The organism is Geothrix fermentans DSM 14018 (assembly GCF_000428885.1).
In the GTDB taxonomy this organism is placed as follows: Bacteria; Acidobacteriota; Holophagae; order Holophagales; family Holophagaceae; genus Geothrix; species Geothrix fermentans.
Genome location: NZ_KE386810.1, coordinates 687,938 through 714,614 on the forward strand (window position 1 = coordinate 687,938; position 26,677 = coordinate 714,614).

At 68.7% G+C, this 26,677-nt stretch carries 25 protein-coding genes and 1 riboswitch; of the genes, 8 read left to right on the forward strand and 17 right to left on the reverse strand.

What is annotated here, in order from left to right:
* Positions 1-6: 6 nt before the first annotated feature.
* Positions 7-315: a TFIIB-type zinc ribbon-containing protein gene (locus G398_RS0113710; protein ID WP_026854021.1), complete on the forward strand. Its 309-nt coding sequence runs from the start codon at positions 7-9 to the stop codon at positions 313-315.
* Positions 316-458: 143 nt separating this feature from the next.
* Positions 459-1,028: a hypothetical protein gene (locus G398_RS0113715; RefSeq protein ID WP_026854022.1), complete on the forward strand. Its 570-nt coding sequence runs from the start codon at positions 459-461 to the stop codon at positions 1,026-1,028.
* Between the two features lie 46 nt (positions 1,029-1,074).
* Here the strand turns inward: G398_RS0113715 and G398_RS0113720 are convergent, their stop codons facing one another.
* On the reverse strand, positions 1,075-1,827 hold the full coding sequence (locus tag G398_RS0113720; RefSeq protein ID WP_043484999.1) for a LytR/AlgR family response regulator transcription factor: 753 nt from the start codon (positions 1,825-1,827) through the stop codon (positions 1,075-1,077).
* Positions 1,824-2,903 carry a sensor histidine kinase gene (locus G398_RS18565; protein ID WP_157492423.1) on the reverse strand — a complete coding sequence of 360 codons (1,080 nt, stop codon included), beginning with the start codon at positions 2,901-2,903 and terminating at the stop codon, positions 1,824-1,826. Before G398_RS18565 ends, G398_RS0113720 begins: the two co-directional genes overlap by 4 nt.
* Before the next feature lie 154 nt (positions 2,904-3,057).
* Between G398_RS18565 and tpx the strand changes: the two genes are divergently transcribed.
* On the forward strand, positions 3,058-3,603 hold the full coding sequence (tpx, locus tag G398_RS18570) for a thiol peroxidase (protein ID WP_052571988.1): 546 nt from the start codon (positions 3,058-3,060) through the stop codon (positions 3,601-3,603).
* Positions 3,604-3,751: 148 nt separating this feature from the next.
* Here tpx and G398_RS0113735 read toward each other — a convergent pair whose 3' ends face one another.
* From G398_RS0113735 to polA, 6 genes are all read right to left on the reverse strand, one after another.
* Positions 3,752-4,243 (reverse strand): 3-isopropylmalate dehydratase small subunit, encoded by a 492-nt coding sequence (locus G398_RS0113735; protein WP_026854024.1) that lies wholly within the window; start codon positions 4,241-4,243, stop codon positions 3,752-3,754.
* Between the two features lie 131 nt (positions 4,244-4,374).
* Complete coding sequence (locus G398_RS0113740) at positions 4,375-5,664, reverse strand: 3-isopropylmalate dehydratase large subunit (protein ID WP_026854025.1); 1,290 nt, start codon at positions 5,662-5,664, stop codon at positions 4,375-4,377.
* 10 nt (positions 5,665-5,674) lie between these two features.
* Positions 5,675-6,871 carry a CaiB/BaiF CoA transferase family protein gene (locus tag G398_RS0113745; RefSeq protein WP_026854026.1) on the reverse strand — a complete coding sequence of 399 codons (1,197 nt, stop codon included), beginning with the start codon at positions 6,869-6,871 and terminating at the stop codon, positions 5,675-5,677.
* Between the two features lie 72 nt (positions 6,872-6,943).
* Entirely contained in the window at positions 6,944-7,882 is a 939-nt protein-coding gene (locus G398_RS18575; protein WP_052571991.1) for a hydroxymethylglutaryl-CoA lyase, read from the reverse strand.
* 105 nt (positions 7,883-7,987) lie between these two features.
* On the reverse strand, positions 7,988-9,106 hold the full coding sequence (locus tag G398_RS0113755) for an isocitrate/isopropylmalate dehydrogenase family protein (protein ID WP_026854027.1): 1,119 nt from the start codon (positions 9,104-9,106) through the stop codon (positions 7,988-7,990).
* Positions 9,107-9,260: 154 nt separating this feature from the next.
* A complete protein-coding gene (gene polA / locus G398_RS18580; protein ID WP_043485001.1) occupies positions 9,261-12,071 on the reverse strand; it encodes a DNA polymerase I in 2,811 nt (936 codons plus the stop codon).
* Between the two features lie 147 nt (positions 12,072-12,218).
* On the opposite strand from polA, the gene G398_RS0113770 reads away from it, so the two are divergent.
* Positions 12,219-12,872 (forward strand): TetR/AcrR family transcriptional regulator, encoded by a 654-nt coding sequence (locus tag G398_RS0113770; RefSeq protein ID WP_052571993.1) that lies wholly within the window; start codon positions 12,219-12,221, stop codon positions 12,870-12,872.
* A gap of 10 nt (positions 12,873-12,882) precedes the next feature.
* Positions 12,883-13,830, forward strand: coding sequence for an alpha/beta hydrolase (locus G398_RS18585; protein WP_052571995.1), 948 nt, complete (start codon positions 12,883-12,885; stop codon positions 13,828-13,830).
* 31 nt (positions 13,831-13,861) lie between these two features.
* Here G398_RS18585 and G398_RS0113780 read toward each other — a convergent pair whose 3' ends face one another.
* From G398_RS0113780 to ispH, 3 genes are all read right to left on the reverse strand, one after another.
* Positions 13,862-14,686 (reverse strand): SDR family oxidoreductase, encoded by an 825-nt coding sequence (locus tag G398_RS0113780; RefSeq protein ID WP_043485003.1) that lies wholly within the window; start codon positions 14,684-14,686, stop codon positions 13,862-13,864.
* 69 nt (positions 14,687-14,755) lie between these two features.
* Complete coding sequence (locus G398_RS0113785; RefSeq protein ID WP_157492425.1) at positions 14,756-15,037, reverse strand: hypothetical protein; 282 nt, start codon at positions 15,035-15,037, stop codon at positions 14,756-14,758.
* 63 nt (positions 15,038-15,100) lie between these two features.
* Positions 15,101-16,822, reverse strand: a complete 1,722-nt coding sequence (ispH, locus tag G398_RS19930; protein WP_052571999.1) for a 4-hydroxy-3-methylbut-2-enyl diphosphate reductase — start codon at positions 16,820-16,822, stop codon at positions 15,101-15,103.
* A 155-nt stretch (positions 16,823-16,977) separates the two neighbouring features.
* On the opposite strand from ispH, the gene ppc reads away from it, so the two are divergent.
* A complete protein-coding gene (ppc, locus tag G398_RS0113795; protein ID WP_026854031.1) occupies positions 16,978-19,719 on the forward strand; it encodes a phosphoenolpyruvate carboxylase in 2,742 nt (913 codons plus the stop codon).
* Between the two features lie 50 nt (positions 19,720-19,769).
* On the opposite strand, the gene G398_RS20905 is transcribed toward ppc, so the two are convergent.
* Both G398_RS20905 and G398_RS18595 read right to left on the reverse strand, forming a co-directional pair.
* A complete protein-coding gene (locus tag G398_RS20905) occupies positions 19,770-20,078 on the reverse strand; it encodes an eL24 family ribosomal protein (protein WP_157492426.1) in 309 nt (102 codons plus the stop codon).
* A 205-nt stretch (positions 20,079-20,283) separates the two neighbouring features.
* Positions 20,284-22,515 (reverse strand): nitric-oxide reductase large subunit, encoded by a 2,232-nt coding sequence (locus G398_RS18595; RefSeq protein ID WP_052572002.1) that lies wholly within the window; start codon positions 22,513-22,515, stop codon positions 20,284-20,286.
* A gap of 213 nt (positions 22,516-22,728) precedes the next feature.
* Here G398_RS18595 and G398_RS18600 point away from each other — a divergent pair, with 213 nt between their 5' ends.
* Both G398_RS18600 and G398_RS0113815 read left to right on the forward strand, forming a co-directional pair.
* The gene (locus G398_RS18600) at positions 22,729-23,169 is read left to right on the forward strand and encodes an ATP-binding protein (RefSeq protein ID WP_052572005.1); all 441 of its coding nucleotides are present in this window, start codon (positions 22,729-22,731) and stop codon (positions 23,167-23,169) included.
* Positions 23,169-23,795 (forward strand): cation efflux transmembrane domain-containing protein, encoded by a 627-nt coding sequence (locus G398_RS0113815; protein ID WP_026854032.1) that lies wholly within the window; start codon positions 23,169-23,171, stop codon positions 23,793-23,795. Before G398_RS18600 ends, G398_RS0113815 begins: the two co-directional genes overlap by 1 nt.
* A gap of 6 nt (positions 23,796-23,801) precedes the next feature.
* On the opposite strand, the gene G398_RS0113820 is transcribed toward G398_RS0113815, so the two are convergent.
* From G398_RS0113820 to G398_RS0113835, 4 genes are all read right to left on the reverse strand, one after another.
* Positions 23,802-24,131: a DUF190 domain-containing protein gene (locus tag G398_RS0113820; RefSeq protein WP_026854033.1), complete on the reverse strand. Its 330-nt coding sequence runs from the start codon at positions 24,129-24,131 to the stop codon at positions 23,802-23,804.
* A gap of 8 nt (positions 24,132-24,139) precedes the next feature.
* Positions 24,140-24,526 carry a fluoride efflux transporter CrcB gene (gene crcB, locus G398_RS0113825; RefSeq protein ID WP_026854034.1) on the reverse strand — a complete coding sequence of 129 codons (387 nt, stop codon included), beginning with the start codon at positions 24,524-24,526 and terminating at the stop codon, positions 24,140-24,142.
* Between the two features lie 14 nt (positions 24,527-24,540).
* A riboswitch (Fluoride riboswitch) is annotated at positions 24,541-24,603 on the reverse strand.
* Positions 24,604-24,606: 3 nt separating this feature from the next.
* Positions 24,607-25,515, reverse strand: a complete 909-nt coding sequence (locus G398_RS18605; protein WP_052572006.1) for a divergent polysaccharide deacetylase family protein — start codon at positions 25,513-25,515, stop codon at positions 24,607-24,609.
* A gap of 1 nt (position 25,516) precedes the next feature.
* Complete coding sequence (locus G398_RS0113835) at positions 25,517-26,674, reverse strand: S41 family peptidase (RefSeq protein WP_026854035.1); 1,158 nt, start codon at positions 26,672-26,674, stop codon at positions 25,517-25,519.
* Positions 26,675-26,677 lie beyond the last annotated feature (3 nt).

Genomic DNA, 26,677 nt, shown 5'->3' on the forward strand with positions numbered 1-26,677 from the left:
GCCCCCATGCCCATCAAGCCCAGCACGCCGGAAGAAGAGTTCTTCGCCCGACAGGAATGGGAGCGGAAGCGCGCGCTCGCCCAGACCCGGGAGCAGGCCCTGAAGGAGGAGGAGCGGAAGGCGCTCCGCGAGCGCCACTGGATGCGCTGCCCCAAGTGCGGCATGGAGCTGGTGGAGATCGCCTACCAGGGCCACCAGATCGACCAGTGCTCCTCCTGCCGGGGCGTGTGGCTCGACGCCGGCGAACTCGAAGCCCTCTCGAAGGCCGAGGACACCGGCTTCCTGGGAAGCCTGGGACGCCTCTTCAAAGACTGACGGCTCGCCCCCCTGGAACCCCGGGTCGCCCTCGCCAGCTCCGGTCCGTCCCGGAACCCTGGCCGGGGCCCGGGGTTCCCCCATGTTGTGCCTCATCCCCAACCCCGGCCGGGCCCAGTCCCCGGCCCCTGCCCGGAGGCACCATGCATCGCTTCTCCACATCCCTCATGGTGGCCGCTGCGGTCTTCGCCGGCCCGGCGCTCTACGCCGAGGACTTCATGCCGCTGATGAAGACCACCCAGGCCACCTGGCCCGCCAAGCAGCACATCGGCGTGATCTGCGACTACTCGGCCAGCCGCGACGAGGTGCTGGCCCTGGCGCGGGCCGCCGGCGAAGGCGCCTTCATCACCGTGGCGGACACCCGCAGCCCGGACAAAGCCGTGCCCGCCGCCCACCTCATCGCCAACCACCAGGCGGACTATGTGGTGCTCCTGCCCAGCGACCGCGCCTTCCGGGACGGGTCCATCGGCGCCACCAAGGCCATCTCCCAGCTCGCGAAGCGGGGTGTGCCGGCCATCGGCACCACCCCGGTGGCCCTGAAGCAGGGGGCGGTGTTCAGCGTGGGTGAGGGCACGAAGGGCGAGCTGCTGGTGACGGACCGGCTCATCGGAACCGTGGACGTGATCCTGCCCAGCCGCGGCATGGTCCTGAAGGGGGCCCTGGTGCTCCGCGAGCCCGGCATGGCCACCATCGCGGTCAGCGCCGCGGAATGATCCCCCCGCCACGGGAAGGCCCGGCCCCGCGCCGGGCCTTCCTCTGTCAGAGCCACTCCCCGAACTGGTCCCGGTAGGTGCGGCTGAGGGTGAGGCGGGTGCCGTCGCGCATGATCACCAGGTGATCGCCGCCGGTCCAGGGCTGGAACTCCCGGATACAGTCCAGGTTCACGATGGCCGACCGGTGGATGCGCCTGAACCGCGCGGGATCGAGCTTCGCCAGCAGGCCGGTCATGGTCTGGCGGACCAGGTGGGAGGTGCCCTCGACATGGAGGCGGACGTAGTTGTCCTCGGCCTCGATCCACTGCACGGCCTCCGTCCGCACCAGGACGTGGCGATCCCCCGCGCGCACGAGGAGCCGGTCCGCCCAGGGGCGGTCCCGGCCCAGGCTGGCCATGAGGGCCTCCAGGTCCGGCCCTTTCTGCCCGGTGGGGGATCGGCACCAGCGCCGGGCCCGCTCGAGGGCCTGGTGGAACCGCTCCGGCGAGAAGGGCTTCAGGAGGTAGTCCACGGCGTGGACCTCGAAGGCGCGCAGGGCGTGCTGATCGTAGGCGGTGATGAAGAGGGTGGGCGGCATGCGGTCCGGCCCCACGGCCTCCACCACGCCGAAGCCGTCCAGCTCCGGCATCTGGATGTCCATGAAGACCAGGTCCGGGGCCAGCTCTTCGATGGCCTTCACCGCCTCCAGGCCGTTGGCGCACTCTCCCACGACCTCGATGTCCGTGGACCGGCGGAGCAGGTGCCGGATGCGCTGGCGGGCCAGCATCTCGTCGTCGACCACCAGGGCCCGGAGGTTCACGGCGTGGCCCCGCTCGCATCCCCCAGGGGCAGCCGGAGCGCCACCAGGGTGCCCCGGCCGGGGGCGCCCAGGATATCCAGGCGGTAGAGCCCCTTGTAGATCAGGCCCAGCCGCGCCCGCACATTGCCCAGGCCCACGCCCTCCCCGCCCGGCTGGAAGCCCTTGCCGTCGTCCTGGACCTCCAGCGCCAGGTGTTCCGAATCCCGGACCGCCCGGAGCCGCAGCATCCCACCCCGGGAGCGGTCCGAGAGACCGTGCTTGAGCGCATTCTCCACCAGGGGCTGGAGGATAAAGCTGGGCACCCGCAGGTCCTGCACGGTGGCGGGGGCGTCCACCTCGACCCGCAGCCGGCCCTGGAACCGCACCTGCTCGATGGACAGGTAGGCCTGGATGAAGGCCAGCTCCTTCCACAGGGGCACCATCTGGTCCGGTGTCGCCTCCAGGGTCATCCGCAGGAAGTCCCCGAGCCGGCTGATCATGTCGTCAGCACCGTCGGGGTCGGTGTGGACCAGGGCGGAGATGGAGTTGAGCGTGTTGAAGAGGAAGTGCGGCTGGAGCTGCATGCGCAGGGCCTGGTTCCGCGCCTCGGCGAACCGGGCTTCCAGGCGCGCGGCCTCCACCTCGCGGGCCTGGTACTTCCGGTAGATCCGGAGTCCGTGGAAGGCCGCCACCACCGCCCACATGAAGAGCAGGTTCGTGTGGAAGTAGGCCCGGTAGAACCTCGGCAGCCCCTTCCGGATCATGGCCATGTCCAGGGGCTTCCCCCGGCCTTCCATGACGAGGGAGATCAGGTAGGCCAGGAACAGCCCCAGGATGGCCACCAGGACGCTGGCCAGCAGGTGGAGGACCCAGGTCCGCCACTGGCCCCAGGCGAAGGACTCGATGGGGTGCCGGTCCGCCAGCCGGATCAGGAAGAGGCCCGCCAGCGCCCAGACCGCGTTCTGGAGCAGGTTCATCCCCAGGAGCCGCAGGAACGACTCGGCCGGATACATGACCATGTCCCAGGTGGCCATGTAGAGGCCCATCAGGCCCCAGATGCCCCAGTACCATCGCCACCTGCCGAGCGCGGGTTCCATGGTCCAAAGCTAGGGAGGATGGCCTGCCCCCGCCAGGAAAGCTGGGGCGAACCGAGGGATTCCGGGGGCGGTCCCGGCCCCCGGGGGCCGGGACGCGGGAACCTGCCCCCGGATCCCCCAATCGGAGTAGGATGGGCGCCGCCGGGAGGTCACCATGGCCACGATCACCCTGAACGGGAACCCCACCCACACCTCCGGCGAGCTGCCCATCGTCGGCTTCGCCGTCCCCGCCTTCAGCCTCACCCGCACGGACCTCCGTGACCTCAGCAGCGCGGACCTGGCCGGGAAGCGGGTGGTGCTGAGCATCTTCCCCAGCCTCGACACCGCCACCTGCGCCAAGAGCATGCGGAGGTTCCACGAGCTCACGGCGGACCTCAGCGACGCGCTCCTGCTGTGCGTCTCCATGGACCTGCCCTTCGCCCAGGACCTCTTCTGCGGAACGGAGCACCTCGAGCGGGCGATCCCGGCGTCCGCCTTCCGCCACCCGGAGTTCGGCCGCGACCTTGGCGTCACCCTCGTGGACGGCCCCCTGCGCGGACTCCTCGCCCGGGCCGTGGTGGCCATGGACGAGAACGGCACCGTCATCCACGCGGAGCTGGTGCCCGAGGTCACCCAGGAGCCGGACTACGAGGCCGCCATCCATGCCATCCGCAGCCACCACCATCCCTGCCCGGAGGATGCGCTGGAGAGCACGGAGTAGGTGTTCCGATCAGGCCCTGGGAAAAGACTCCACGAAGGACACGAAGGCGCCCCCCGGGCGCGAGCAGATCACGAAGATAAAGGAGAGAAACCCCCCGTCTTCGTGATCTTGTCTTACCCTTCGTGTCCTTCGTGGAGATCCTTTCCTCTCAAACCTTGGCCATGAGCCTCGCCCGGGTATAAGGGATCAGCCCGCCGGCGTCCATGATCCCCTTGCGGGCGGCGGGGAGCCTCACCTGGTCGTAGGCCCTGCCGGTGGTCTTGTTCAGCACCTGATCCGCCGTGATCTCCAGGTCATCGCCTTCGCTGGCCTCGATGCCGGGGCAGATCACCACCTGGAGGCCCAGGTTGATGCTGTTCTGGAGGAAGATGCGCGAGATGCTCTTGGCGACGATGGCGACCTCGTGGCCCTTGAGCGTGGAGCAGGCCTGCTCGCGGCTGGAGCCGCAGCCGAAGTTCTCGCCGCCCACGATGATGGAGCCCGCCGGGAAGGCCTTGGCCTTCAGCTTCGCGTTGAAATCGGTGCGATCGAAGAACGCGAACTGGGGCGTCTCTGTGGGCAGCACCGTGGCCATGAAGCGGCCGGGGTAGATGTCGTCCGTGCTGATGTCGTTGCCGAGCGTGATGATGACCTTGGGCATGGGAGACTCCGTGTCATGGGAAAGGATCCACCACCGAGGCACAGAGAACGCGGGAGAATCACGGAGAAGAATGGCCATCAGATCATTCCTCGGTGTTCTTTTCTCAGCGCCCTCCGTGCCTCCGTGGTGGATCAGTTCATGGTGCGGGGATCGGTGATGGCGCCGGTGATGGCGGAGGCGGCTGCCACGGCGGGGCTGCAGAGGTAGACCTCGCCCGTGGGATTCCCCATGCGGCCCTTGAAGTTGCGGTTGGTGGTGCTGAGGGCCACCTCGTGGTCGCCCAGCGCGCCTTCATGCACGCCCAGGCAGGGGCCGCAGCCCGAGTTCATGACCACGGCGCCGGCCTTCATGAGGTCGTGGACGATGCCCCGGTCGAGCGCCTTCGCGAAGATCTTGCTGGAGGCCGGGAACACCAGCATGCGGGTGCCCTCGGCCACCTTCTTCCCGCGCAGGATGCCGGCGGCGATCTCCAGGTCGTCCAGGCGGCCGTTGGTGCAGCTGCCGATGACGATCTGCTGGACCTTCGTGCCCGCCACGGCGTCCACGGGCTTCACGTGATCCACCATGTGGGGGCAGGCGATCTGGGGCACCAGCGTGGAGACGTCGATCTCCACGGTCTGGCAGTAGGTGGCGTCCGCGTCCGGCGTCGTGCAGGGGATGGCCTCGGTGACGCCCGCCTCCTCCCGCAGGTAGCGCACGGTCTCCTCGTCGCCGGGCACGATGCCCGAGGTGGCGCCGGCCTCCACGCTCATGTTGCAGATGGCGATGCGCCCGCTGGTGCTCATCTTCCGGATGGTTTCGCCGTGGAACTCCAGCACCTTGTAGTTGGCGCCCTGGGCCGTGAGCTTGCCGATGAGGTGGAGGATGAGGTCCTTGGGGCCCACCATGGGCGGGAACTCGCCCTTCACCACCACCTTGATGGTGGCGGGCACCTCGATGTTGACGGCAATGCCCAGGCTCCACACCGAGGCCATCTCCGTCGCGCCGATGCCGAAGCTGAAGGCGCCGAGGGCCCCGTGGCTGGTGGTGTGGGAGTCGGTGCCCACCACCACGAAACCCGGCCGGACATAGCCGTACTCGGGGAGGATCTGGTGGCAGATGCCGCCCACGTCGCCGCGCACATCGTGGAACTTCGTGATGCCGTGGGCCGCCACGAACTCGCGGATCTTCTTCTGGTTCGTCGCGGTCTTGGGGGACTCGGCCGGCACGCGGTGATCGAAGATGATGGCGATCCGCGAGGGATCCCAGATCTTCGGCGCCAGGCCGGTGCCCTCGAACACTTCCTGGAACTGGTTGATCACCAGCGCCGCGTTCTCGTGGGACATGGCGAGGTCCACCTTGGGCTCCACCACATCCCCGACTTTCACGGACGGCAGGCCCGCCGCGCGGGCCAGGATTTTCTCGACAACGGTCATGCCCATGGGAACCTCCTCAGATCACACCCTTGGTTTTGAGCTCTGCCTGCTCGGCCTCAGAGAGGCCGAGCAGGGAATAGATCTGCCGGTTGTGCTCGCCCAGCGCCGGAGGCGGAGCGTCCACGGAGCCCGGCGTCTTCTCGAAGAGGGCCGTGAGCCCGAACACCTCGATCTCGCCCACGCCCGCGACCTGCACCTTCTTCAGCACATCCCGATGCTTCACCTGCGGCTGCCGCAGCGCGTCTTCCAGCCCCAGAATCTCCCCGCTCGGAACATCCTTCGCATTGAGCGCTTCTACCCAGAAACCGGTAGGTTTCTGGGCCAACCGAGCCTCCAATAGCGGCGTCAACTCCCGCCGGTTCTTCTTGCGGGTGTCCCGCTCCTGGAACCGGGGATCTGTCTTCAGCTCGGGCACCTCCAGCACGTCGCAGACCGCCTCCCACTGCTCCTGCTTGTTGGCGGCAATGTTGATGTGGCCATCCTGGGTGCGGAAGGTGCCGCTGGGCGCGGCGGTGAAGTTGTCATTGCCCATGAGCACGGGCTGCTCGCCGCCGATGAGGAGGTTGGCCGCCACCCAGCCCATGAGGGGCATGATGCTGTCCAGCAGGGCGATGTCGATGGCCTGCCCCTGCCCCGTGCGCTCCCGGTGGAAGAGCGCCGCCATCACGGCAAAGGCCGCGTTCAGGCCGCCCACGGTGTCGCAGACGGGAAAGCCCGTGCGCAGCGGGCTCAGGCGCTCGTCGCCGTTCACCGCCATCTCGCCTGACAGCCCTTGGATGATCTGGTCGTAGGCGGGTTTCAGCGCGTCCGGCCCCGTCTGGCCGAACCCGGAAATGGCGCAGTAGATGAGGCGCGGATTGATCTCGGCGAGGGCCTTGTAGCCGATGCCCAGCCGATCCATGACGCCGGGGCGGAAGTTTTCCACCACCACGTCCGCGTCCTTCACCAGCCGGCGGAACAGCTCCTTGCCCTCGGGGCTCTTGGTGTTCAGCGTGATGGACTTCTTGTTGCAGTTCTGGGCCAGGAAGCTGGTGCCCATGAGCTTCTTGTTCAGCTCGGGCACGATGCCCAGCTTGCGCGCCAGGTCGCCGTCCTTGGGGTTTTCGACCTTGATGACCTCGGCACCCAACAGCGCCATGTGGAGCGTCGTGAAGGGACCGGAGAGGACGTTCGTCAGGTCCAGGACTTTGATGCCTTCGAGAATCTTCACCATCGACCTACCTCAAAAGCGATTGGAGCCACGGATGAACACGGATGGACGCAGATGAAGAAAAGGCATCCGTGTTCATCTGTGTTCATCTGTGGCAGATTCTGTTTTTTTCGATGACAGACTTTGAATCGGTCCAGTTTTGTAGACACACCCCGGCAAGTCACGCCCCACCTGACTGGCAACATCCGTGGCCACGCTGATGAGGGCTCCGAGGTCGATGTCCTCGCGAAGGCCCGTGCGCTGGAGGCCATGGACCAGGTCCTCCGTGGCCACATTTCCCGCGGCCACCTTGGTGAAGGGGCATCCGCCCAGGCCCCCGAAGCTGGTCTCGATGGCCGTGGCGCCGGCCTCCATGGCCGCGTAGACGCTGGCCATGCCCAGGCCGTAGGTGTTGTGGATGTGGGCCGTCACCTCGGCGGCGGGGTCCAGCTCCAGCACCCTCCGGACGTAGCGGCGCACCTGGTCCGGGTGCGAGTGGCCGGCCGTATCGGCGAGGCTGATGGAGGTGAGTCCGGCCTCCAGGTAGGCGGCCACGATCCCCATCACGCGCTCTTCAGGGATGGCCCCCTCGAAGCCGCAGCCGAAGGCGCTCTGCACGCTCACCTGCACCTTCCGCCCTGCGGCCTTGGCCTCCAGGGCCGTGGCGATGATGCGGCGCTGCGCCTCTTCGCTGCCCATGCCCGTGTTCTTCAGGCTGTGGGTCTCCGACGCGGACACGCCCATGCAGATGAGTGGCACGCCCACCTCGAGGGCCCGCGCCAGCCCCTTCTCGTTGAGCACCAGACCCGACAGCAGGGCCCCGTGGGATTCCTTCGCGAGGATGCGGAACAGGTCATCCGTATCCGCCATCTGCGGCACCTTGTCACCGCGCACGAAGGAGCCCACCTGGACGATGTCCACGCCCGAGTCCGCCACGCGGCGGATCCAGTCGAGCTTGACTTCCGTCGGCACCACCGCCGCTTCGACCTGGAGGCCGTCGCGGGGACCGACTTCGTGGATGAGGATGTGGTTCAAAGGATCACCTGCGGAGGTTTGCCACGGATGAACACGGATAAACACGGATGAGTGCAAGCGACCTTGATCTATCTGAGTTCATCCGTGTTCATCCGTGGCAGAAGATCAAAGCTTTCGCGCAATGGCCTCGCCCATGTCGAGGGTGGTGGCCTTGCCACCCATGTCGTACGTGCGGACCTGGCCCTCGGCGATGACGGCGGCCACGGCCTTCTCGAGGCGGGCGCCCTTCTCGGTCTCGCCCAGCCAGTCGAGCATCATCTTGGCGGCCAGGATGGTGGCGATGGGGTTCACCTTGTACTGGCCGGCGTACTTGGGTGCACTGCCGTGGCTGGGCTCGAAGACGGCCAGCTTCTCACCGATGTTGCCCGAGCAACCGAAGCCGAGGCCGCCCACCATCTGCGCCGCCAGGTCGCTGATGATGTCGCCGAAGAGGTTGGTGGCCACCATGACGCCGTAGTTCTTGGGGTTCTTCAGCATCCACATGGTGATGGCGTCCACGTTGGCGTCATCCATGGCGATGCCCGGATACTCCTTGGCGATGCGCTTGCCGGTCTCCAGGAACATGCCCTCCGTGGCACGCACCACGTTGGCCTTGTGGATGACGGTGACCTTCGGATAGTTGAACGTCTTGGCGTACTCGAAGGCCGCGCGGATGATGCGATCGCAGCCCTTCTTCGTGTTCACCTTGCAGGTGATGGCGAACTCGTCGCCGGGAATGTCGGCGAAGTGGCCGAAGGGCTTGCTCAGCGCCTTCAGGGTCTGCTTCAGCTCATCCGGCACGGGGCTGAACTCCACACCCGAGTAGAGGTCCTCGGTGTTCTCGCGGAACACCACCATGTCGATGCCGTCCTGGTAGTTCAGGGGGTTGCCCGGGTAGGCCTTGCAGGGACGCAGGCAGGTGTAGAGGTCGAACATCTGCCGCATGCGGACGATGGGGCTGCGATACACGAGGCCCTTGCCCTTCAGCTCGGGCACCAGCTCCGCCTCGGCGTCCTTCACGGGCTTGGAGGTGATGGCGCCGAACATGGCAGCGTGGCTCTGCTTGAGCAGATCGATGGTGCGCTGGGGGAAGGATTCGCCTTCCGTGCGCCAGAACTCCCAGCCGATGTCGCCGTGGGTGTACTTCGCGTCGAATTTGAGGGCATCGAGGCAGATCTTCGCGGCCTCCATGACTTCCACGCCCACACCGTCACCGGGCAGCCACGCGATGTTGAACTGGCTCATGATCAGGCTCCTTCGCAAGGGGTCTGCGGATGCGGCGCGGCCTGCGCCGGAAACGCCCAATCATGACCTCCCCGTTAAGTTCGGGCCCGGTCCGCCGTCACAAATCCTGCCGAAATACCCCGTTTCGGCTCTATGGACCTACAGATCGTCAAAACTACTTGGCGGCCAGCCAGCTGTCGCCGGTGCGAACCTCGGCTGCCAGCTTCACGCCCAGGGGTCCCAGATCATCGGCACCCTCCATGGCCTCCTTCAGCAGGGCCGAGGCATGCTCCACCTCCGCCGGAGGCGCCTCCAGGAGCAGCTCGTCGTGGACCTGGAGCAGGAGGCGCGCCTGGAGGCCCGAGGCCTGGAGACTGCGGTGCAGGCACACCATGGCCCGGCGCATGAGGTCCGCCGCCGTGCCCTGCACGATGGTGTTCACGGCCTCCCGCAGGCCCTGGGCCTGGAACTGCTTGTTGGGGCTCTCCAGCTCGGGGATGCGCCGGATGCGGCCCCAGTGGGTGCGCACCAGGCCCTCGGCCAGAGCCTTCTCCTTGGCCCCCTCGATCCAGGCGGCCACCTTGGGCATGCGCTCGAAGTAGCGCTCGATGAAGGCCTTGGCCTCCTTCTGGCTGACGCCGATGTTGGCCGCCAGCGCGAAGGCCCCCTGGCCGTAGAGCAGGCCGAAGTTCACGGCCTTGGAGGCGCTGCGCTGCTCGGAGGTGACCTGGTCCATGGGCACGTTGAACACTTCCGAGGCCGTGCGGCGGTGAATGTCCTCGCCAGCGGCGAAGGCGCCCAGCAGCACGGGGTCCTCGGCCAGAGCCGCCACCACGCGCAGCTCGATCTGGCTGTAGTCCGCGTCCAGCAACACCCAGCCGGGCTCGGGCACGAAGGCGCCGCGGATGAGGCGGCCCTCCTCCGTGCGGATGGGGATGTTCTGCAGGTTGGGATCGCTGGAGGCCAGCCGCCCCGAGGCCACGGCCGCCTGGTGCAGCCGCGTGTGCACCCGGCCCGTAACGGGGTTCACCATCTGCGGCAGGGCTTCCACGTAGGTGCCCAGCAGCTTCACCATCTGCCGGTGGCGCAGCAGCTCGCTGGCGATCTCGGCGCCCTGCTTCTCCGCCAGCTCCTGGAGCACGTCCTCGTCTGTGCTGGGGGCCTTGGTCTTGCCGGTGTACTTGACGGGTTTGAAGCCCAGCTTGCCGAAGAGGATGCCGCCCAGCTGCGTGGGGCTGTTGAGGTTGAAGGCCTCGCCGGCGAGCTCGACCACGCGCGTTTGCGCCCGTTCGCGCTCGGCGCGCATACGCGCGCCGAGTAGGGAAAGGACCTCCAGGTCTAAGCGGACGCCGTGGCCCTCCAGGGCGGCCAGCACGTCCACCAGTGGCAGGTCCACCTCCTCGTAGAGGCGCTTCAGCTGATCGTCCGTGAGCCTCGCCCGCAGCTTGTCGCAGAGCTGAAGGGCCAGGTCCGCATCCTCGGCGGCGTACTGCACGGCCTGCTCGAACACCGCCTCGTCGAAGCGCTTCTGGGCCTTGCCCTTCCCCACCACCTCCTCGAAGGCGATGGGCTTCAGATCCAGGTGGCGCACGGAGAGGTCGTCCAGGTTGTGGCGGACGCCGCTGTCCAGGAGGAAGCTCAGCACCATGCTGTCGTCGGCCAGGCCCGCCACGGGCAGGCCGTGGCGGGACAGGACCTGCAAGTCGTACTTGAGGTTCTGGCCGCACTTGCCCACGGAAGGATCGGCGAACAGCGGAGCCAGCACGCGCCGGGCCTCCGCAAAGGGGACGTTGCGGGGGTCGAGGTGGGGCGCCAGCTCGGCGAAGAAGGCGACCGCATCGCCCCGCAGGTCCAGCAGGGAATCCGGCAGTCCCGAGTCCGGGAGCAGGCCGGGCAGCGAGCCTTCCGTATCCGCCGTGGCGGGCTTGAGGTGGGCCAGGGGCACGTAGAGACCCTCGTTGGGCGTCCACGCCAGGCTCAGGCCCACGAGGTGACCCCGGGTGGGGTCGATGCTGGTGGTTTCGGTGTCAAGGCCGAAGCGCCCCGCCGCGCGGCAGGCGGCCACGGCGGCTTCCAGGTCCGCCGCGGTGGCCGCGGCGCGGTATTTCCGTGCGCTGCCCGCCTCCTTGGCGCTCTGGGTGAACTCCTTCGTGAGCGTCTGGAAGCCGAGGGCCTTGAAGGTCTCCCGGGCCCTGGCCTCGTCCACGCCGGGATAGACGAGATCCTTCGGATGCAGGGGCAGGTCGAGGTCGGTCACCACCGTGACCAGGCGCTTGGTGAGGTCCAGCCAGCCGGCCTCGGAATCGAGGGCGGCCTCCAGGCCCTCCCGCTGCTTGGGTTTCAGATCCGCCTTGGCGGCGATGACGCCGTCCAGGCTGCCGTGCTTCTCCAGCAGCAGGGCGGCACCCTTCTCGCCGATGCCGGGCACGCCCTTCACGTTGTCCGAGGCGTCTCCCACCAGGCTGAGGAAGTCCACCACCTGCTCGGGCCACACGCCCATGCGGGCCTTCACGCCCTCGCGGTCGTGCCAGACCTCGCCCTCCTTGGTGTTCAGCACCTGGATCTTCAGGCCGTCGTCCACCAGCTGGAGCAGGTCCTTGTCGGGACTGACGATGACCGCCGGCAGGCCGCTGGCGGCGGATTCCCGCGCCAGGGTGCCCATGACATCATCCGCCTCGAAGCCGGACAGCTCCACGATAGGGATGGAGAGCGCCTCCACCAGCTGACGGATCATGGGGATCTGCGGGCGCAGGTCCTCGGGCATCTCCGCCCGGTTGGCCTTGTACTCCGGATAGAGCTCGTGCCGGAAGGTGGGCCCGGGCATGTCGAACACGCAGGCGATGTGCGTGGGCTGGTGCTTCTCCAAGAGCTGGAGCACCAACCGCGTGAAGGTGTACGCCGCCCCGTTCTTCAGCCGCGGGTTGGCGAAGTAGGCCCGAAAAATGAAGGCGAAGGTGTCGACGAGGTAGAGGCGGTCTTCGGACATGCCCCCAGTCTGGCACCACTTTCCCCGGCCGCCCCGGCCCACACCCTGCGGGAGAGGGCGGATCGGCCGCGTCGTGGACGGGCTTCCTCGAGGGCCTTGACAGCACGAACGATCGTTCTATTTTTATGAAACACGCTGGATTCGCCCATGACCCCATCCTCTCCTGAACCCCTGGTCCCCCACCCCGCCCACAAGGGCGCGCTCACACGCCAGGCCATCCTCCAGGAGGCCATGGATCTGGCCTCGGTCAACGGGCTGGAAGGCTTGACCATCGGCTCCCTGGCCGAGGCCACGAACCTCAGCAAGAGCGGCCTCTTCGCCCATTTCGGTTCCAAGGAGGAGCTCCAGCTGGCCACCGTCCAGGCGGCTCGCGCGGTCTTCATCGAACAGGTCTTCGGGCCCGCGCTCACCGCGCCCCGCGGGGTCAAGCGGCTCTGCGCGGTTCTGGCCGCCTGGCTGGACTACGCGGAGCGGGAGATGTTCCGGGGCGGCTGTTTTTTCGCCGCGGTTTCCGTCGAATTCGACAGCCGCCCGGGCCCCGTGCGGGACATGGTGACGGTCTGCATGGATGACTGGCGCACCAGCCTCGCGCGCCTGGTGCGCGAAGCCAGAGAGTGCGGCGAGCTCTCGCGCGGCGCCGACCCCGAACAACTGGCCTTCGAGTTCGGGGCGCTGGCCCTGGGCGCCAACGGGGCCTTCCAGCTCCACCGGGATCATCGGTGCTTCGCCATGGCCCGCCGCGCGATCAAAGAGCGCCTGAAGGTCTTCGCCGCTCCGGGCCTCCGCATCCCCTCCTTCTGACGAGCCTCCCATGACCCGCCAAGCTGGCCGCTCCATCCAGGCCCAGACACTCAAGCTGGGCTTCCACGCCCTCCGCGCCCTGTCCTCGAACCTCGCCCATCGAGGGGCCGAGCGCCTGTTTTCCACCCCGCGCCGGCGGAAGGAGACCGGGGTCGAGCGGGTGGCCCTGGGGCGTGCGCGTACATTCCACTTCCATTCGGGGGGCCTCCGGCTCCGGGCCCACGCCTGGGGCGAAGGCCCGGCCGTGCTCTGCCTCCATGGGTGGGAGGGCCAGGGGCTCCAGTTCCATGCCTTCGTCGAACCCCTGGCCAAGGCCGGATTCTCCACTCTGACCTTCGACCAGCCCGGGCATGGCGGCTCCCAGGGCCGGCGCAGCGGCCCCCGTGAGTGGGCCCAGGCCATCCAGGACCTGGTGGCTCGAGTGGGCCCCATCCACGGAGCGGTGGCCCACTCGCTTGGCGCCGCGGGAGCCGCCCTGGCCGTGGACCAGGGATTGCACATGCCGCGCATCGTTCTCCTGGCACCCCCCGCCGGGCCCGATCGCTACTACTGCACCCTCCTGTCCCTGCTGGGCTTCCCCGAGGCCGAGCATGTGGCGGCATTCCAGGCCTATGCCGGCCGCACCGGACTCCCCCCTGAACGGATCCGAATCCAGAGCCTGGCCACCCGGATCGCCGCGCCTCTGTTGGTGATCCACGACCGCCTGGACCGCGAGGTGCCCTGGTCCGAGGGAGCCGCCATCGCCGCCGCCTGTCCCGGGGCCATCCTGCGCACCACGGAGGGCCTGGGCCACCGCCGGATCATCCGCGATCCCTGGGTGATCGAGCAGACGATCGCCTTCCTCGGTGAGGCGGCCCCGCAGGAGAAGATCCCCTACCATGGCGAGGGCCTCCGCAGCCTGGAGTGGCACCTCTTCCACCGTGACCTCCAGGGGAGGCTGCTCGATCCCGGAGCCTGAACCACTCCGCCTCGGCACTCCAGAATCTGGGTCAGCCCAGTCCGTAGGCCCGGCGCAGGATCCGCTCCCACCAGGCGGCGGGCAGGAGGGCCTTCAGCTTGCCCACCCAGAAGGCATCCCGGCCGATGACCACGCGCCGCGGGGGATGGTCGGCCACCAGGGCCCGCAGGATCCTGCGGGCACAGCGCTCCGCGTCCATGGCGAAGCGCTCGCCCTGGCGCTTCCGCACGGCCAGGTAGCGCGCAAGGATCGCCTCGTACCGGGTGCCCTTGGCCCGCTCGGGCAGATCCCCCCAGGCCTTCGTCAGGGTTTCCCTGAACTCCGTGCGGATGGCGCCGGGCTCCACCAGCACGACGGCCACCTCCTCCCCGACTTCCAGCCGCAGGCTCTCCGCCAGGGCCACCACCGCGTGCTTGGAGGCGTTGTAGGGGCCGGCCAGAGGGATGGACAGGCGACCCAGCATGGACGCCACCTGCAGGATCCGCGCGCCGGGCACCCGCCGCAACAGAGGCAGGAAGGCGTTCGTCACCTGGTGCAGGCCGATCACATTGGTCTCGAATTGCGCGCGGAGTTCCTCCGCGCGGAGAAGCTCGAGCGGGCCCACCTGGCCGTAGCCGGCGTTGTTGACCAGGGCTTTGAGGTGCAGGTCGGCGCAGGCGGCAGCCGCCGCCGCGATGCTGGCACCATCCGTCACATCCAGGGAGAGCAGCCGGAGGTCGTCGCCCGGCGGCAGGTCCGCCAGCGTTTCCGGCCGCCGCGCCGTGGCCACCACGCCCCACCCCGCCGCGCGGCAGAGCGGCACCAGGGCCCGCCCGATGCCCGTCGAACACCCTGTGATGAGCACCCAGTTCCGCATGCAGCCATCTTTCCACATGCTGCGAAACGGGGCGCCGATGGCGCCCCGTTTCGCAGACGGATGGATCGATTACTTCTTCTTGGCCGGAGCCTTGGCGGCGGCCTTGCTCTCGATCTTGGTGGCCACCTGCTTGTAGGTGACGGTCACCTTGTCGCCGACCTTGAGGGCTTCCTTGCCGGCGGTGCCGCCGTCGGTGTAGAAGCGCCAGGCCTCCTTGCCGAGGTCCAGGGTGAAGCTGTCGGGGGCCACTTCCTTCACGGTGCCGGTCTTCTGGTAGCTGACGGCTGCGGCGGCCCAGCCGAGGGCGGCGCCCAGGATGGCCGTGGCCGAAAGAACGGCAAGCGACTTCATGCGCATGAGGCTCTCCTTGAAAAGGTGCCCCCAGGCTAGCAGTCCCCCATGAAAGGGCAAGAACTACACGATGGCCAGCAACCCCACGAGCCAGAAGCTCAGGTCCACGCTCAGCTCGAAGCGGTGTTTCCCCGTCGTGAAGCGCTCGTGGTAGAGCCACAGGTACAGCACCGGGTAGGCCGCGCAGGCCACCAGCACCAGGGCCACCGCCAGGGGATGCCCGTGCTGGCGGTTCTCGAAGGTGAGCCAGAGGGTGCCCGCCAGCAGCGTCCCCAGCAGGGCCAGCAGCACCGCCTTGGTGGTGGCCTTCCCCATGAAGATGGGCAGGGTCTCCTTCCCCACGATCTGGTCGTTCTGCATGTCCCGGATCTCGTAGATGACCGTGCGCACGAAGGTCAGCACGCCCACCAGGAACATGGCGGCGAAGGCGCGCAGGTCCCAGATGCGGCCCTCCTGCCAGACCGGCATGATGACGGCCACCGTGGCCAGGGCCAGGGCCACCACCACGTCCTTGGAGCCCGGAATATTCCGCAGGCTGAAGGCGCGGCTCCCCAGGGTGAAGCGCCGCTTGTAGGCGGCGCCGACCAGGACGGCGCCCGCGGCCACTGCCAGGGCCTTGGGGCCCAGGCTGGCCGCCAGTCCCAGGGTGAGGGCCAGGGCCACCAGGCCCGTGGTCATCAGGACCCTGCGGTTGCGCTCCAGGAACCGCGCCCGGGCCGGCCCCTTGGCGCCGAGGCCCAGGGGATCCAGGAAGGGGCTCAGCAGGTACATGGCCAGCACGTAGGTGCCCGCGAGGAGGGGATAGCGCCAGCCCAGATGCAGGCCCAGCCACTTGTGGACGCCCAGGGTCATGAGCGCCACGCCGATGGCCAGCAGCGATGAGCTGCCGAAGGCGGCCTGGAGGAAGCTGCGCCAGCGGCTCGGACCGTCGCCCAGCTGCTCCAGCACATCCACCACCTCGTCCACCAGCCAGGTGGGCGTGGAGGCGCCGGCGAGGACCCCCACGGTCTCCCGGCCCGAGAACATCCCGAGGTCCAGCTCCGCTGCCGTCTCCACGTACTGGACGGGCTTGCCGTAGTGGTGGGCCAGCTCGGCCAGGTGCTTGGTGTTGCTGGAGGCCTTGCCGCCCACGACGATCACCGTGTCCACCGTGCGGGCCAGGTTCTTGGCCTCGTCCTGGCGCATCCAGGTGTCCTCGCAGATGGTGTTCTCGAAAACCGCGTCCACCGAGCGGGTGCGGATGTAGTCCGTGATGGCGTGATAGTCCTTCACCGTGAAGGTGGTCTGGGCCACCACCAGCACCTTCTTCAGCTGCTCGTCCGTGAGCGCCTCGGCCTCCGCCATGTTCGCGACGATGACCGAGCCGCTGTCCGCGAAGCTGCGGTGGGCCACGCTCTCCGCATGGCCGTGGCTGCCCAGGATCACGGTGAAGTACCCCTTGGGGCTCCACTTCTTGATCTTGTGGTGGACCTTGGCCACCTCGGGACAGGTGGCGTTCACGATCTTCAGCTCCCCCTTCTTCTGCCGCTCCTTCAGGCCCCGCAGGTCCTGGATGGGGATGCCATGGGCCCGGATGACCACGGTGCCGTTCTCCACCTTGTCCGGCGCCTCGGCCACGGCCACGCCCCGCTTGCCGATGAGATCCAGCGCCTGGGGGTTGTGGATGAGGGGGCCCAGCGTCTGGACCGTACGGCCGTCGTTCCGCACCGAGGCCTCCAGCACCGCGTCCATGGCGCGCTTCACGCCCCAGCAGAATCCCGCGGTCTTGGCGACGATCACCTTCATGGCGGCCCCATCATCCTGAATTGCACAATCCTGACCTGGTTAGTCAGGTTATTCATCATACCCCCCGCAGGACGCCGGCGCACCATCGAGATGGAATGGGTCCGATGAGGTACCCTGGCCTGAGCCCCCCTCGCCGCCTCTCCGGGAACCCTCCCATGGACTCCGACTACCTGGACAAGGACCTGCCTCTCAAAGAGGACATCCGCCTCCTGGGACGGCTGCTGGGGGACACAGTCCGGGAGCAGGAGGGCCCCGAGGTCTACCACCTCATCGAGCGGATCAGGCAGCGCTCCGTGCGCTTCCGGCGGGCCCAGGACGCCGGCGCGGGGGAGGCGCTGCGGACGCTCCTCGCGGACCTCAGCCCCGGCCAGGCCATCCTGGTGGTCCGGGCCTTCAGCTACTTCTCCCAGCTGGCCAACCTGGCAGAGGACCAGCACCACATCCGGCGCTCCCGGGCCCACCGCATGGACCACACGCCGTCCCGGCCCAGCTCCCTGGATCATGCCCTGGAACGGGCGGCCGCGGCGGGCCTGGACGCCGAAAGGCTGCGGGCCTTCTTCGCCGGAGCCCTGATCCGGCCGGTGCTCACCGCCCATCCCACCGAGGTGCAGCGCAAGAGCATCCTCAACGCCCAGATGGTGATCGCGCGGTTGCTGGACGAGCGGGACCGCGGCGTCTGCACCCCCAGGGAGGCTGAGCTCCGGGACGAGCACCTCCAGCGGCAGGTGCTGCTGCTCTGGCAGACGCGCATGCTCCGCCCCGAGCGGCCCGCGGTGGCGGACGAGGTCTCCAGCGCCCTCTCCACCTTCGACCGCACCTTCCTGCGAGAGGTGCCGGCCCTCTACGCGGACCTGGAGGACCGGCTCGGGCGGGACCCGGCCTGGGGGGACACGGAGCTGCCGCCCTTCTTCCGGGTGGCGAGCTGGATCGGCGGTGACCGGGACGGCAACCCCTTCGTCACCGCCGAGGTGCTCCGGCAGACCCTGCGGACGCAGTCCCGCGCGATTCTCGGCCATCTTCTGCGGGAGACGCGCGCCCTGGCCGAGGAGCTGTCCCTGAGCCTGCAGGTGTCGAAGGCCACCCCGGAGCTCCTGGACCTGGCCGGACGTTCTCCGGACCAAGCCCCCCGCCACGCGGACGAGGCCTACCGTCGGGCCCTCTCGCTGATCTTCGAGCGACTCTCGGCCACCCACCGGATGGACGCCGCCGCCGAGCCCGCCGGCTCCCAGGAACCCTACGCCTCACCCGCCCAGCTCCTGGCGGATCTGGACATCCTGGATCGCTCCCTGCGCGCCCACGGCGGGCGCCACCTCGCCCGGGGGCGCCTGCGGGAGCTGCGGCGGGCCGTGTCGGTCTTCGGGTTCCACCTCGCCCCCCTGGACCTGCGCCAGAGCTCCGACGTCCATGCCCGCGTGGTGGCAGAGCTGCTGGAGGCCGTGCGGCCAGGCACCGGGTACCTGGGCCTGGGCGAGGCGGAGCGGGTGGCCCTGCTGGCCTCGGAGCTGGAGAGCCCCCGCCCCCTCGCCTCGCCCTACCTGGCCTATGGCGAGGAGACCCGCGGCGAGTTGGCCCTGTTCCAGGCCGCCGCCGAGGCCCAGCGGCAGCTGGGGCCCGAAGCCGTCCCCAGCTGCATCGTCAGCCACACCGAAGGCGTCTCCGACCTCCTGGAGGCGGCGGTGATGCTGCGGGAAGCCGGGATCCTGCGTCCCGCGGAGGGCCGCCTCGACATCCACCTCATTCCCCTCTTCGAGACCATCGAGGACCTCCAGCGCTGCGGCGGGATCCTGGATGAGCTGCTCGCCCTGCCCCTCTACCGCCGCCTGCTGGAGGACCGCGGCGGGGTGCAGGAGGTAATGCTGGGCTATTCGGACAGCAACAAGGACGGCGGCTTCATCACGTCGCGCTGGGAGCTCTACAAGGCCGAGACGCGCCTGGTGGAGGTGGCCTCGCGCCACCAGGTCCGCCTGCGCCTCTTCCATGGCCGGGGCGGATCCGTGGGCCGGGGCGGCGGCCCCAGCTACGAGGCCATCCTGGCCCAGCCGCCCGGCGCGGTTCAGGGCCAGATCCGGCTCACGGAGCAGGGCGAGGTCATCGCCGCCAAGTACGGGCATCCGGCCGTGGGCCGCCGCAACCTCGAGGTCCTGGTGGCCGCCACCCTGGAGGCCAGCCTGCCCGACGCCGATGGCGCCGGTCCTGACCCGCGCTTCCCCGAGGCCATGGATGAGCTGTCGGCGGAGGCCTGCCGGGCCTACCGCGACCTCGTCTACGGCACCGAGGGCTTCGAGCGGTTCTTCTGGGAGTCCACCCCCATCGCCGAGATCGCGCGGCTCAACATCGGCTCGCGCCCCGCCGCCCGGAAGGCCAGCCGCGCCATCACAGACCTCCGCGCCATCCCCTGGGTCTTCAGCTGGAGCCAGTGCCGCGTCATGCTGCCGGGCTGGTACGGCTTCGGCGCGGCGGTCGGCGCTTTCGAGCGGGAACATGGCGAAGCGGGCCTGGCCCTCCTGCGGGAGATGCACGCCCGCTGGCCCACCTTCAGGAGCCTGCTGTCCAGCATGGACATGGTCCTGGCCAAGGTGGACCTGGGCATCGCCTCCCGGTACGCGGGCCTGGTGGGTGACACGGCGCTGCGGGACCGGATCTTCGGGCGCCTCCGGGCGGAATGCGAGGCCTCCATCGCGGCCCTGAAGGCCATCACGGGCCAGCGGGAGCTCCTGGAGGACAACCCCACCCTGAGGCGGTCCATCCAGCACCGCTTCCCCTACCTCGACCCCCTGAACCACCTCCAGGTGGAACTGATGCGCCGCTACCGCGCTGGCGACCGCGCCGATGCCACCGTTCGCAGCATCCTGCTCACCATCAACGGCATCGCCGCGGGGCTGCGCAACAGCGGATGAACCCGGCCCCCGGGCGGGGCCGGAGGCCGGAAGCTGAGCCTGGCAGGATCCTATTTGGGGCCCTTCTTCGAGCCCTTCTTGGCGTTCTTGGGGGTACCGTCGGCGTTCAGGTACTTGTCCGGATTCGCGGCCAACTCCTCGCCGCAGGCCGCGTCGTCCACTGTGTACTCATGGCCGCGAACCAGGATCTTGGAGCCCTGCCCCGCTGCGATGGTCTTTCCGCACACCGGACAGGCCGCGGCGCGCTCATCGGTCGCCCCCAGCGACGGAGCGGGCGGCTGGGCCTGCGGCGCCACCGACGGCGGTGAGGGGATGAAAGCCGCTAGGGAACAGGCTAGGACGAACGCGGACATCGACATGGTCACCTCACTCGATCCCGCGGAGCTCCGCTCCGCATGGTTGGAAGACCCCGCACCAGGACGGGCCCCCAATTTATTGTTCCGATACGATGTGTCAACGCGATCCAAGGCTGGTGGCTTCCCTAGAACTTAGGGTTGTGGCGCGCCTGCGAATGAAGCGGGGCCCCTGCCTCGCGGCAGGGGCCCCGCTCTGGTCCAGATCCGATCAGTCCTCGTTCAGGGCGAAGGCGGGGGCGCCATCCACCTCTTCCCGGGCGGGTTTCGTCTCCTCAGCGCTCCTCCAACCCCAGGCGCCGATGACCGCCTTGAAGGTGAAGAGGATGACGGCGAGGGCGCCGAGGCCGAAGAGGGTGTCGCCGGGCACGCGCAGCCAGGTGAAGGTGCGCATGAGCGGGCTCTGCACCACCTCGGCGCTGCGGGCATACCAGGTGCCGTGCTCCAGGCTCTGGGCGAACTGGTAGAGGCCGCTGGGGATCAGCGAGCAGACCAGCATGATGCCCAGCCCCAGGTTCAGGCCCCAGAAGCCCCACTTCAGCCACTTCTCGTCCCAGGCCCGGTCCGGCGTCATGCCGCGCAGCGCGAAGAGCATGAGGGAGATCGCCAGGAAGCCGTAGACCCCGAAGAGCGCGGCGTGGCTGTGGATGGGCGTGGTGTTGAGGCCCTGGCCGAAGTAGAGCACCGAGGGCGGATTGATGAGCATGCCGAAGACACCGGCGCCCAGCAGGTTCCAGAAGCAGACCGCCGCGAAGTACTTGAAGGGCCACTCGTAGCCGCTGCCCAGGGCGCGGCCCGCCTTGAGGCTCATGACGATCTCGAAGCCCACGATGCTGAGGGGCACGATCTCCAGGGCGCTGAACACGGAGCCCAGGGCCGAGATGGAGGCCGGGGAGCCGGTGTAGTAGAGGTGATGGAAGGTGCCGATGACGCCGCTGCCCAGGAAGAGGGCCATGGAGAGGCTCACGGCGCGCAGCGCGGTGCCCTCGCGGAGCAGGCCCATGCGGGTGGAGAGCAGCGCGATGGCGACGGTGGCGAAGACCTCGAAGAAGCCCTCCACCCAGAGGTGGACCACCCACCAGCGCCAGTACTCGGCCAGGGCGATGTGGGTCTCCCGGGTGTACATGAAGCCCGCGGAGTAGAAGAGCGGGATGGCGATGGCCGACAGCACGAAGAGCTTGAGCAGGCCCAGGCGGCCCTTTTCGCCCTTGAGGGCGGGGATCAGCGAGCGCAGCACCAGCACCAGCCAGATGACCATGCCGACCGTCAGCAGGATCTGCCAGAGGCGGCCCAGCTCGACGTATTCATAGCCCTGGGTGCCCAGCATGAAGGAGCCGGACAGCTTGCCGATGATGGCCTGGTGCGCGCCGGCGAGGGCGCCCACCACCACCACCACGAGGGCCGCCAGCAGGCCGGCGACACCCAGCCACTGGCCCTTGGGCTCCTTGGCGCTGAGCTTGGGCCCGAGGTAGAGGCCCGTGGCCAGCCAGCAGGTGGCGATCCAGAACACGGCCAGCTGCAGGTGCCAGGCGCGGGAGGCGGCGTAGGGCAGGATGCGGGAGAGGTCGAGGCCGTAGAGGCCGTTGCTTTCCACCGCATCGTGGGCGGTCATGACGCCCATGCCGATCTGCACGAGGAACAGGGCCATGGCCACGGCGAAGTAGATGGCGGACCAGCGCTGGCTGGGCGTGGCCGGGGCCGGCAGGATGGGCTTGGGATCCGGGAACTCCTCGGCGGGCTGGTTGGCGTGGTGCCAGACCATGAGCCCCACGCCCAGGAGCAGCAGCACCACGGAGAGGATGCTCCAGAGGTGGCTGATGGGCGTGATGACATTGCCCACCAGGGGTTCCTGGGGCCAGTTCTGGGTGTAGCTGTGGTCCGCGCCGGGGCGGCGGGCCGCCGCGCTCCAGGCGGTCCAGAGCCAGAAGTCGGCCACGCGCTCGCCCTCCTCCACGGTGGGAATCCACCGGGCAGGAATCGCCGCGTCCTTGTCCCCTTCCACGGCGACCTTCGTCAACTCCGCGCGGGTCTTCAGGTAGGCGGCGGCCTGGGCGGCGTTGAGCTTCAGGGTGCCGGTGGACGATTCATACTGGTTGCTCTGAAATATGGACATGGTGGTGGCCTTCGCATCGGCGATGGACGCCCCCTGGGCCTTCACACCATCCAGGGTGTGCGCCGCCCACTGGTGCAGCGCCTTGGCCGTCCAATCCGGCGCCAGATAGGCCCCGTGGCCCCAGATGGAGCCGATGTGCTGGCCGCCGTGGCCCAGGTAGCTCACCTGGCCTTCCAGGATCTGGCCGGGGCCCACCAGCTGGGTGCCGTCCTCCGCCACCACCCGCTGGGGGATCGGGGGGGCATTCTGGGCGATCTGCTTGCCACCCAACCCCAGAACGCCGAAGCCCGCCAGGAGCACCAGCAACACCAGCCACCACCTTGCCTTCATGGGTACCTCCGTCATGCCCGCTCTGGGCGCCGGAAAGCAGTGTTCCACAATTTCCCATATTTAGGACCGTTAATTCCTAATTGTGATCTTCAGCACGCACTCCCTTTGGTTCCAGATGCCTTGCAGGCCATGGCAAAACCTCTGGCCCCGGGGGGCGGATTCCAAGTACCTTGACCTTGGCTCCCCGGATCTCTGAAAGGGAATTTCCGTCCTATGGCTCATCCCGCCCTTCTGCCCGTCGTCCTCACCTGCAACACGGACCTGCGCTTCATCGACCTCATCCAGGTGGTGGGCGCGGAGTTCCTGAAGCACCTCAGCTTCACCCAGGAGGATGGCGAGCGTCTCTGGCTGGCGATCCAGGAGGGCATCGCCAACGCCATGCGGCACGGCAACAAGCTGGACCGGGACAAGCCCGTGAAGGTGACCTTCACCCCCAAGACCGACCGCTTCGAGATCCGCATCGAGGATCGCGGCCCCGGAGTGGACCTGGAGGCCCTGCCCGATCCGAACCTGCCCGAGAACCTCCTGAAGCCCGGTGGCCGTGGCGTGTACTTCATGCGCCAGGTCATGGACGAGGTGCACATGGAGCGCTCCCCTAAGGGCTCCACCCTGGTGCTCGTGAAGGCGCGGAAGGTGCGGGAGGCGCACGCCTGATGGGACCGGAGGTGGACTGGCGGCGGCGGGCCCTCTGGCTGTCCGGCCTCACCATCGCCTACAACCTGGCGGAGGGGCTGGTCTCCATGGCCTTCGGCTGGGCCGACGATTCCGTGGCGCTCTTCGGCTTCGGCGCCGACAGCTTCATCGAAGTGGCCTCCGCCGTGCTGGTGCTGTGGAAGCTGCTGGACCACGGGAACCTGGAGCGGGAGCGCAAGGCCACGCGCGGCATCGGCTGGCTCTTCCTCTGGCTGGCCCTGGGCATCGCCGGGGGCGCCGTCCTCCAGCTCACTGCCCGCACCCACCCACCCACCACCGTGCCGGGACTGGTCATCTCGGCCCTGTCCCTCTCCTTCATGGCCTTCCTGTGGCGCGCCAAGCTGAAGGCGGCCAAGGCCCTGGACAGCGCCACCGTGGAGGCAGATGCCGCCTGCAGCCGGGCCTGCATCCAGCTCTCCGTCGTGCTCTTCTTCGGCAGCCTGCTGTTCCTCCTCGCGCCCACCCTCTGGTGGGTGGATGCCGCCGCGGCGCTGGGCCTCGCCGTCCTCATCGGCCGGGAGGGGCTCGGCATGGTCCGCGCCGCGAAGAGCGCCTGCTTCACCGGCGGCTGCGGGTGCGGGCACTGATCAGGATCAGGCGCGCGCCTTCTCGTTGATGAAGCCGCACTCGGCGGGCACCGAGACATAGAACATGGACTGGCCTTCGGCCTCGATGAAGGCGATGAGACGGCTCGCCTCCTCCTCTGTGGCCATGAACGTCACCTCCACCGGCAGGTCGCCCGCCAGTTCGATGAAGTGGTCCGCGTGGATGAGTCCGTGGCGGCCGAAGCCCGCGACGGCCTTGAAGGCCGTGCCGCCCTTGAGGCCCAGCCGCCGCGCCTCCTTCAGCAGCCACTCGTAGACCAGGATCCCGCGGTGGGTCCGGTCTTCCTGGACGAAGAAGGTCAGGTAGATCCCCTTCATGGCGCCTCCTAGGCGGTCGCGAACGCCTTCACCGTCAGCAGCCCCAGCAGGGTCATGGAGAGCGATCCCACCAGGTGGACGGCCATGTGCCCCACGGCCCAGAGATACTCCCCGCGGGTCAGCAGATGCACCGCCTCGGCAGAGAACGTCGAGAAGGTGGTGAGCCCGCCCAGGAAACCCGTGATGATGAGGAGCCTGGCCTCAGGCGCCAGGCCCGGATGCTGGGTGAACACCGCCACGGCCACACCCACAAGGTAGCCCCCCAGCAGGTTCGCCGCCAGCGTCCCGAGTGGAAGAGCCGGAAGCATCGGATTCAACAGGGCGCCCAGGCCCCAGCGCAGCCACGCGCCCAGGGCCGCGCCGACGCCCACCGCCAGAAACGAATAGAAAGCCATGCCTGTGTCCTCCAGGATCCACAGGCGTCATCAGCCATCCAGGCGGTTATGGGGCGGACGCCATCGCCGGGACCAGCCTATCACCGGGAGAGCTCACCGGCCTTCACGAAGCGCACCTGCCCCTTGCTGCGGGGCACCAGCTTCTCCAGAGCCTCCACGGTCTCCGGGTAGATGTGGCCGATGATGAGCACCGAACCATCCTTCTCCGCCAGCTTGAGGGCGCGGTCCCACTGCTTCTCCATCTCGGGGAAGGCCTTGTCGTCATCCAGGAAGACCTTCCGCTGCACGGCCGGGATGCCCAGCTGCTCCGCCACGTCGAAGGCCACGCTGTCCTTCTCCGTGCGGCTGTCCACGAAGAAGAGCTTCCGGGCCTTGAGCTCCTGGAGCACCCAGCCCATGCGGGTGCGGTCCGGCGTGATGCGGCTGCCCATGTGGTTGTTCACGCCCACCCGGTGGGGGATGTCGTCCAGGGCCAGGCGCACGCGGCGGCGGACTTCGGTCTCCGGAAGGTTGTAGAGGATGGCATTGGGCCCCGGGTCGCGGCCCGGCCCCGGATAGCCGATGGGCTCCATGGGCAGGTGCAGCATGACCTCCTTGCCCAGGCGGTAGGCGATGTCCGCGCTCTCCCGGGTGTGCTCCTGGTAGGGCAGCACGGCCACGCTGAAGGGCACGGGCAGGCTGCACAGCCGCGTCACCAGCTCCGGCTGCATGTAGCCGAGGTCGTCGATGACGAGGGCGAGGCGGGGGAGCGCGCGCTCCGGTTCAGGGCTCTGAGGCCTGGCGGCCTCAGAGGACGGCTTCGCCTTCGGCTCGGCCGGTCGCTTGTCAGGTTTATGGGGTTCCGGTGCTTCCCGCTTGGCGGGCGTCTGGCGGCGGTCGCAGCCCTGCTGGCCCAGCATCAGGCCCGCACCCAGTCCCAGCAGCAGCGTGAAGGTGGCCCAGCCCAGCAGGGCCAGGGTGGAGGTGCGTTTGCCTTTGCCTCGGGCCAAGCTAGGTGGCCTTCGCGGGCGCGGCGGGCGGCGGGGTCTGGAGGGCGGCCAGCACCTTGGCCAGGGCGTCGTCCGAGTCCGTGAGCTTCAGCGTCTGGTCCGGGGCCACGCCCTGGCGGTCGAGCTTCTCGCCGCCCAGGCCCACCCAGCGCCGGGACACCAGCTCCACGGCCCCGCCCTGCTTCAGCATGAAGCGGCTCCGCTCCACGCCCAGGCCGGGCGTCTTCTCGCCGAAGGTCCGGGCGCCGCCCTTCTTCAGGCAGGCCGCCAGCACCTCAGGAAGGCCCAGGGTGGAGCGGCCCACGAGCAGCGACAGGCGGGCGAAGGGGACCCCCGTGCCCGATACGGAAATCTCACGATCAGGCTTCCCGGCCTCCTGCAAGGTGCCGAGGGGGCCCTTCGCGCCCAGGAGGCCCGCCACGGCGGCCGCTTCCTCGGTGGAGCCCTTCACGCACTGGCGAAGATCGAGGACGAGGGTCTGGCCGTGGTCCTGGGAGGCGAGCAGCTTCTTCAGCTCCTCCGCCCGCCCGGGATTCAGGTCCGGCAGGGACACCATGAGCGCGCCCGCGCCCTGCTTGACGGCCTCGGGGGCCTTTGGCAGGCGCTGCCGCTGCAGGGTGGTCTTGGTGAGGTCCCCGGTGGCGTTGTAGCGGTACAGGTCCAGGGTGGAGCTCTCCGCCCCCGCCATGCGGCGCTCCAGGGCCCAGGCGCTGAGGCGGCCCACGGAATCGCCGTCCACCTTGCGGATCACGTCACCGGGCTGGATGCCGGCCTTGGCGGCGGGGCCGCCGGGCGTCACCGCCAGGACGGTGGCATAGATGCCCCGCTTCACGACCACCAGACCGGCCTCGGCGGGGCCGGGATCCGGCAGCCTCAGGTCCTCCGCGGACAGGTAGGCATTCAGGGGATGGGAGCGCTCCAGCACCGCCTGGATGCCGCCGGAAACCACCTTCTCCATATCCGGCGGGTCCACGTAGTTCTGCTGCACCAGGGCCAGCACGTCCTGGATATCCGACATGCCGGCCAGGGGATCCTGGGGCGGCGCCTTCACCCCAGGCTTGGGCTGTGTGCGCGGCTGCTCGCCCCGCTGGATCACCGGCAGCGTGAAGGCGGCCACGAGGGGGAAGGAGAACACCGAGAGCCAGGTACGGGCGTGCATGGG

Excerpts from the sequence above, each read along its gene's own strand:
- G398_RS0113740 (WP_026854025.1), bottom strand. The coding sequence starts at position 5,664 with ATGGGCATGACCGTTGTCGAGAAAATCCTGGCCCGCGCGGCGGGCCTG.
- G398_RS0113780 (WP_043485003.1), bottom strand. The coding sequence starts at position 14,686 with ATGCGGAACTGGGTGCTCATCACAGGGTGTTCGACGGGCATCGGGCGG.
- G398_RS0113715 (WP_026854022.1), top strand. The coding sequence starts at position 459 with ATGCATCGCTTCTCCACATCCCTCATGGTGGCCGCTGCGGTCTTCGCC.
- G398_RS0113710 (WP_026854021.1), top strand. The coding sequence starts at position 7 with ATGCCCATCAAGCCCAGCACGCCGGAAGAAGAGTTCTTCGCCCGACAG.
- G398_RS0113785 (WP_157492425.1), bottom strand. The coding sequence starts at position 15,037 with ATGAAGTCGCTTGCCGTTCTTTCGGCCACGGCCATCCTGGGCGCCGCC.
- ispH (WP_052571999.1), bottom strand. The coding sequence starts at position 16,822 with ATGAAGGTGATCGTCGCCAAGACCGCGGGATTCTGCTGGGGCGTGAAG.
- G398_RS0113770 (WP_052571993.1), top strand. The coding sequence starts at position 12,219 with ATGACCCCATCCTCTCCTGAACCCCTGGTCCCCCACCCCGCCCACAAG.
- G398_RS0113820 (WP_026854033.1), bottom strand. The coding sequence starts at position 24,131 with ATGAAGGGGATCTACCTGACCTTCTTCGTCCAGGAAGACCGGACCCAC.
- tpx (WP_052571988.1), top strand. The coding sequence starts at position 3,058 with ATGGCCACGATCACCCTGAACGGGAACCCCACCCACACCTCCGGCGAG.
- G398_RS0113735 (WP_026854024.1), bottom strand. The coding sequence starts at position 4,243 with ATGCCCAAGGTCATCATCACGCTCGGCAACGACATCAGCACGGACGAC.
- crcB (WP_026854034.1), bottom strand. The coding sequence starts at position 24,526 with ATGGCTTTCTATTCGTTTCTGGCGGTGGGCGTCGGCGCGGCCCTGGGC.
- polA (WP_043485001.1), bottom strand. The coding sequence starts at position 12,071 with ATGTCCGAAGACCGCCTCTACCTCGTCGACACCTTCGCCTTCATTTTT.
- G398_RS0113835 (WP_026854035.1), bottom strand. The coding sequence starts at position 26,674 with ATGCACGCCCGTACCTGGCTCTCGGTGTTCTCCTTCCCCCTCGTGGCC.
- ppc (WP_026854031.1), top strand. The coding sequence starts at position 16,978 with ATGGACTCCGACTACCTGGACAAGGACCTGCCTCTCAAAGAGGACATC.
- G398_RS18595 (WP_052572002.1), bottom strand. The coding sequence starts at position 22,515 with ATGAAGGCAAGGTGGTGGCTGGTGTTGCTGGTGCTCCTGGCGGGCTTC.
- G398_RS20905 (WP_157492426.1), bottom strand. The coding sequence starts at position 20,078 with ATGTCGATGTCCGCGTTCGTCCTAGCCTGTTCCCTAGCGGCTTTCATC.
- G398_RS18565 (WP_157492423.1), bottom strand. The coding sequence starts at position 2,903 with ATGGAACCCGCGCTCGGCAGGTGGCGATGGTACTGGGGCATCTGGGGC.
- G398_RS0113745 (WP_026854026.1), bottom strand. The coding sequence starts at position 6,871 with ATGGTGAAGATTCTCGAAGGCATCAAAGTCCTGGACCTGACGAACGTC.
- G398_RS18600 (WP_052572005.1), top strand. The coding sequence starts at position 22,729 with ATGGCTCATCCCGCCCTTCTGCCCGTCGTCCTCACCTGCAACACGGAC.
- G398_RS18585 (WP_052571995.1), top strand. The coding sequence starts at position 12,883 with ATGACCCGCCAAGCTGGCCGCTCCATCCAGGCCCAGACACTCAAGCTG.
- G398_RS0113755 (WP_026854027.1), bottom strand. The coding sequence starts at position 9,106 with ATGAGCCAGTTCAACATCGCGTGGCTGCCCGGTGACGGTGTGGGCGTG.
- G398_RS0113815 (WP_026854032.1), top strand. The coding sequence starts at position 23,169 with ATGGGACCGGAGGTGGACTGGCGGCGGCGGGCCCTCTGGCTGTCCGGC.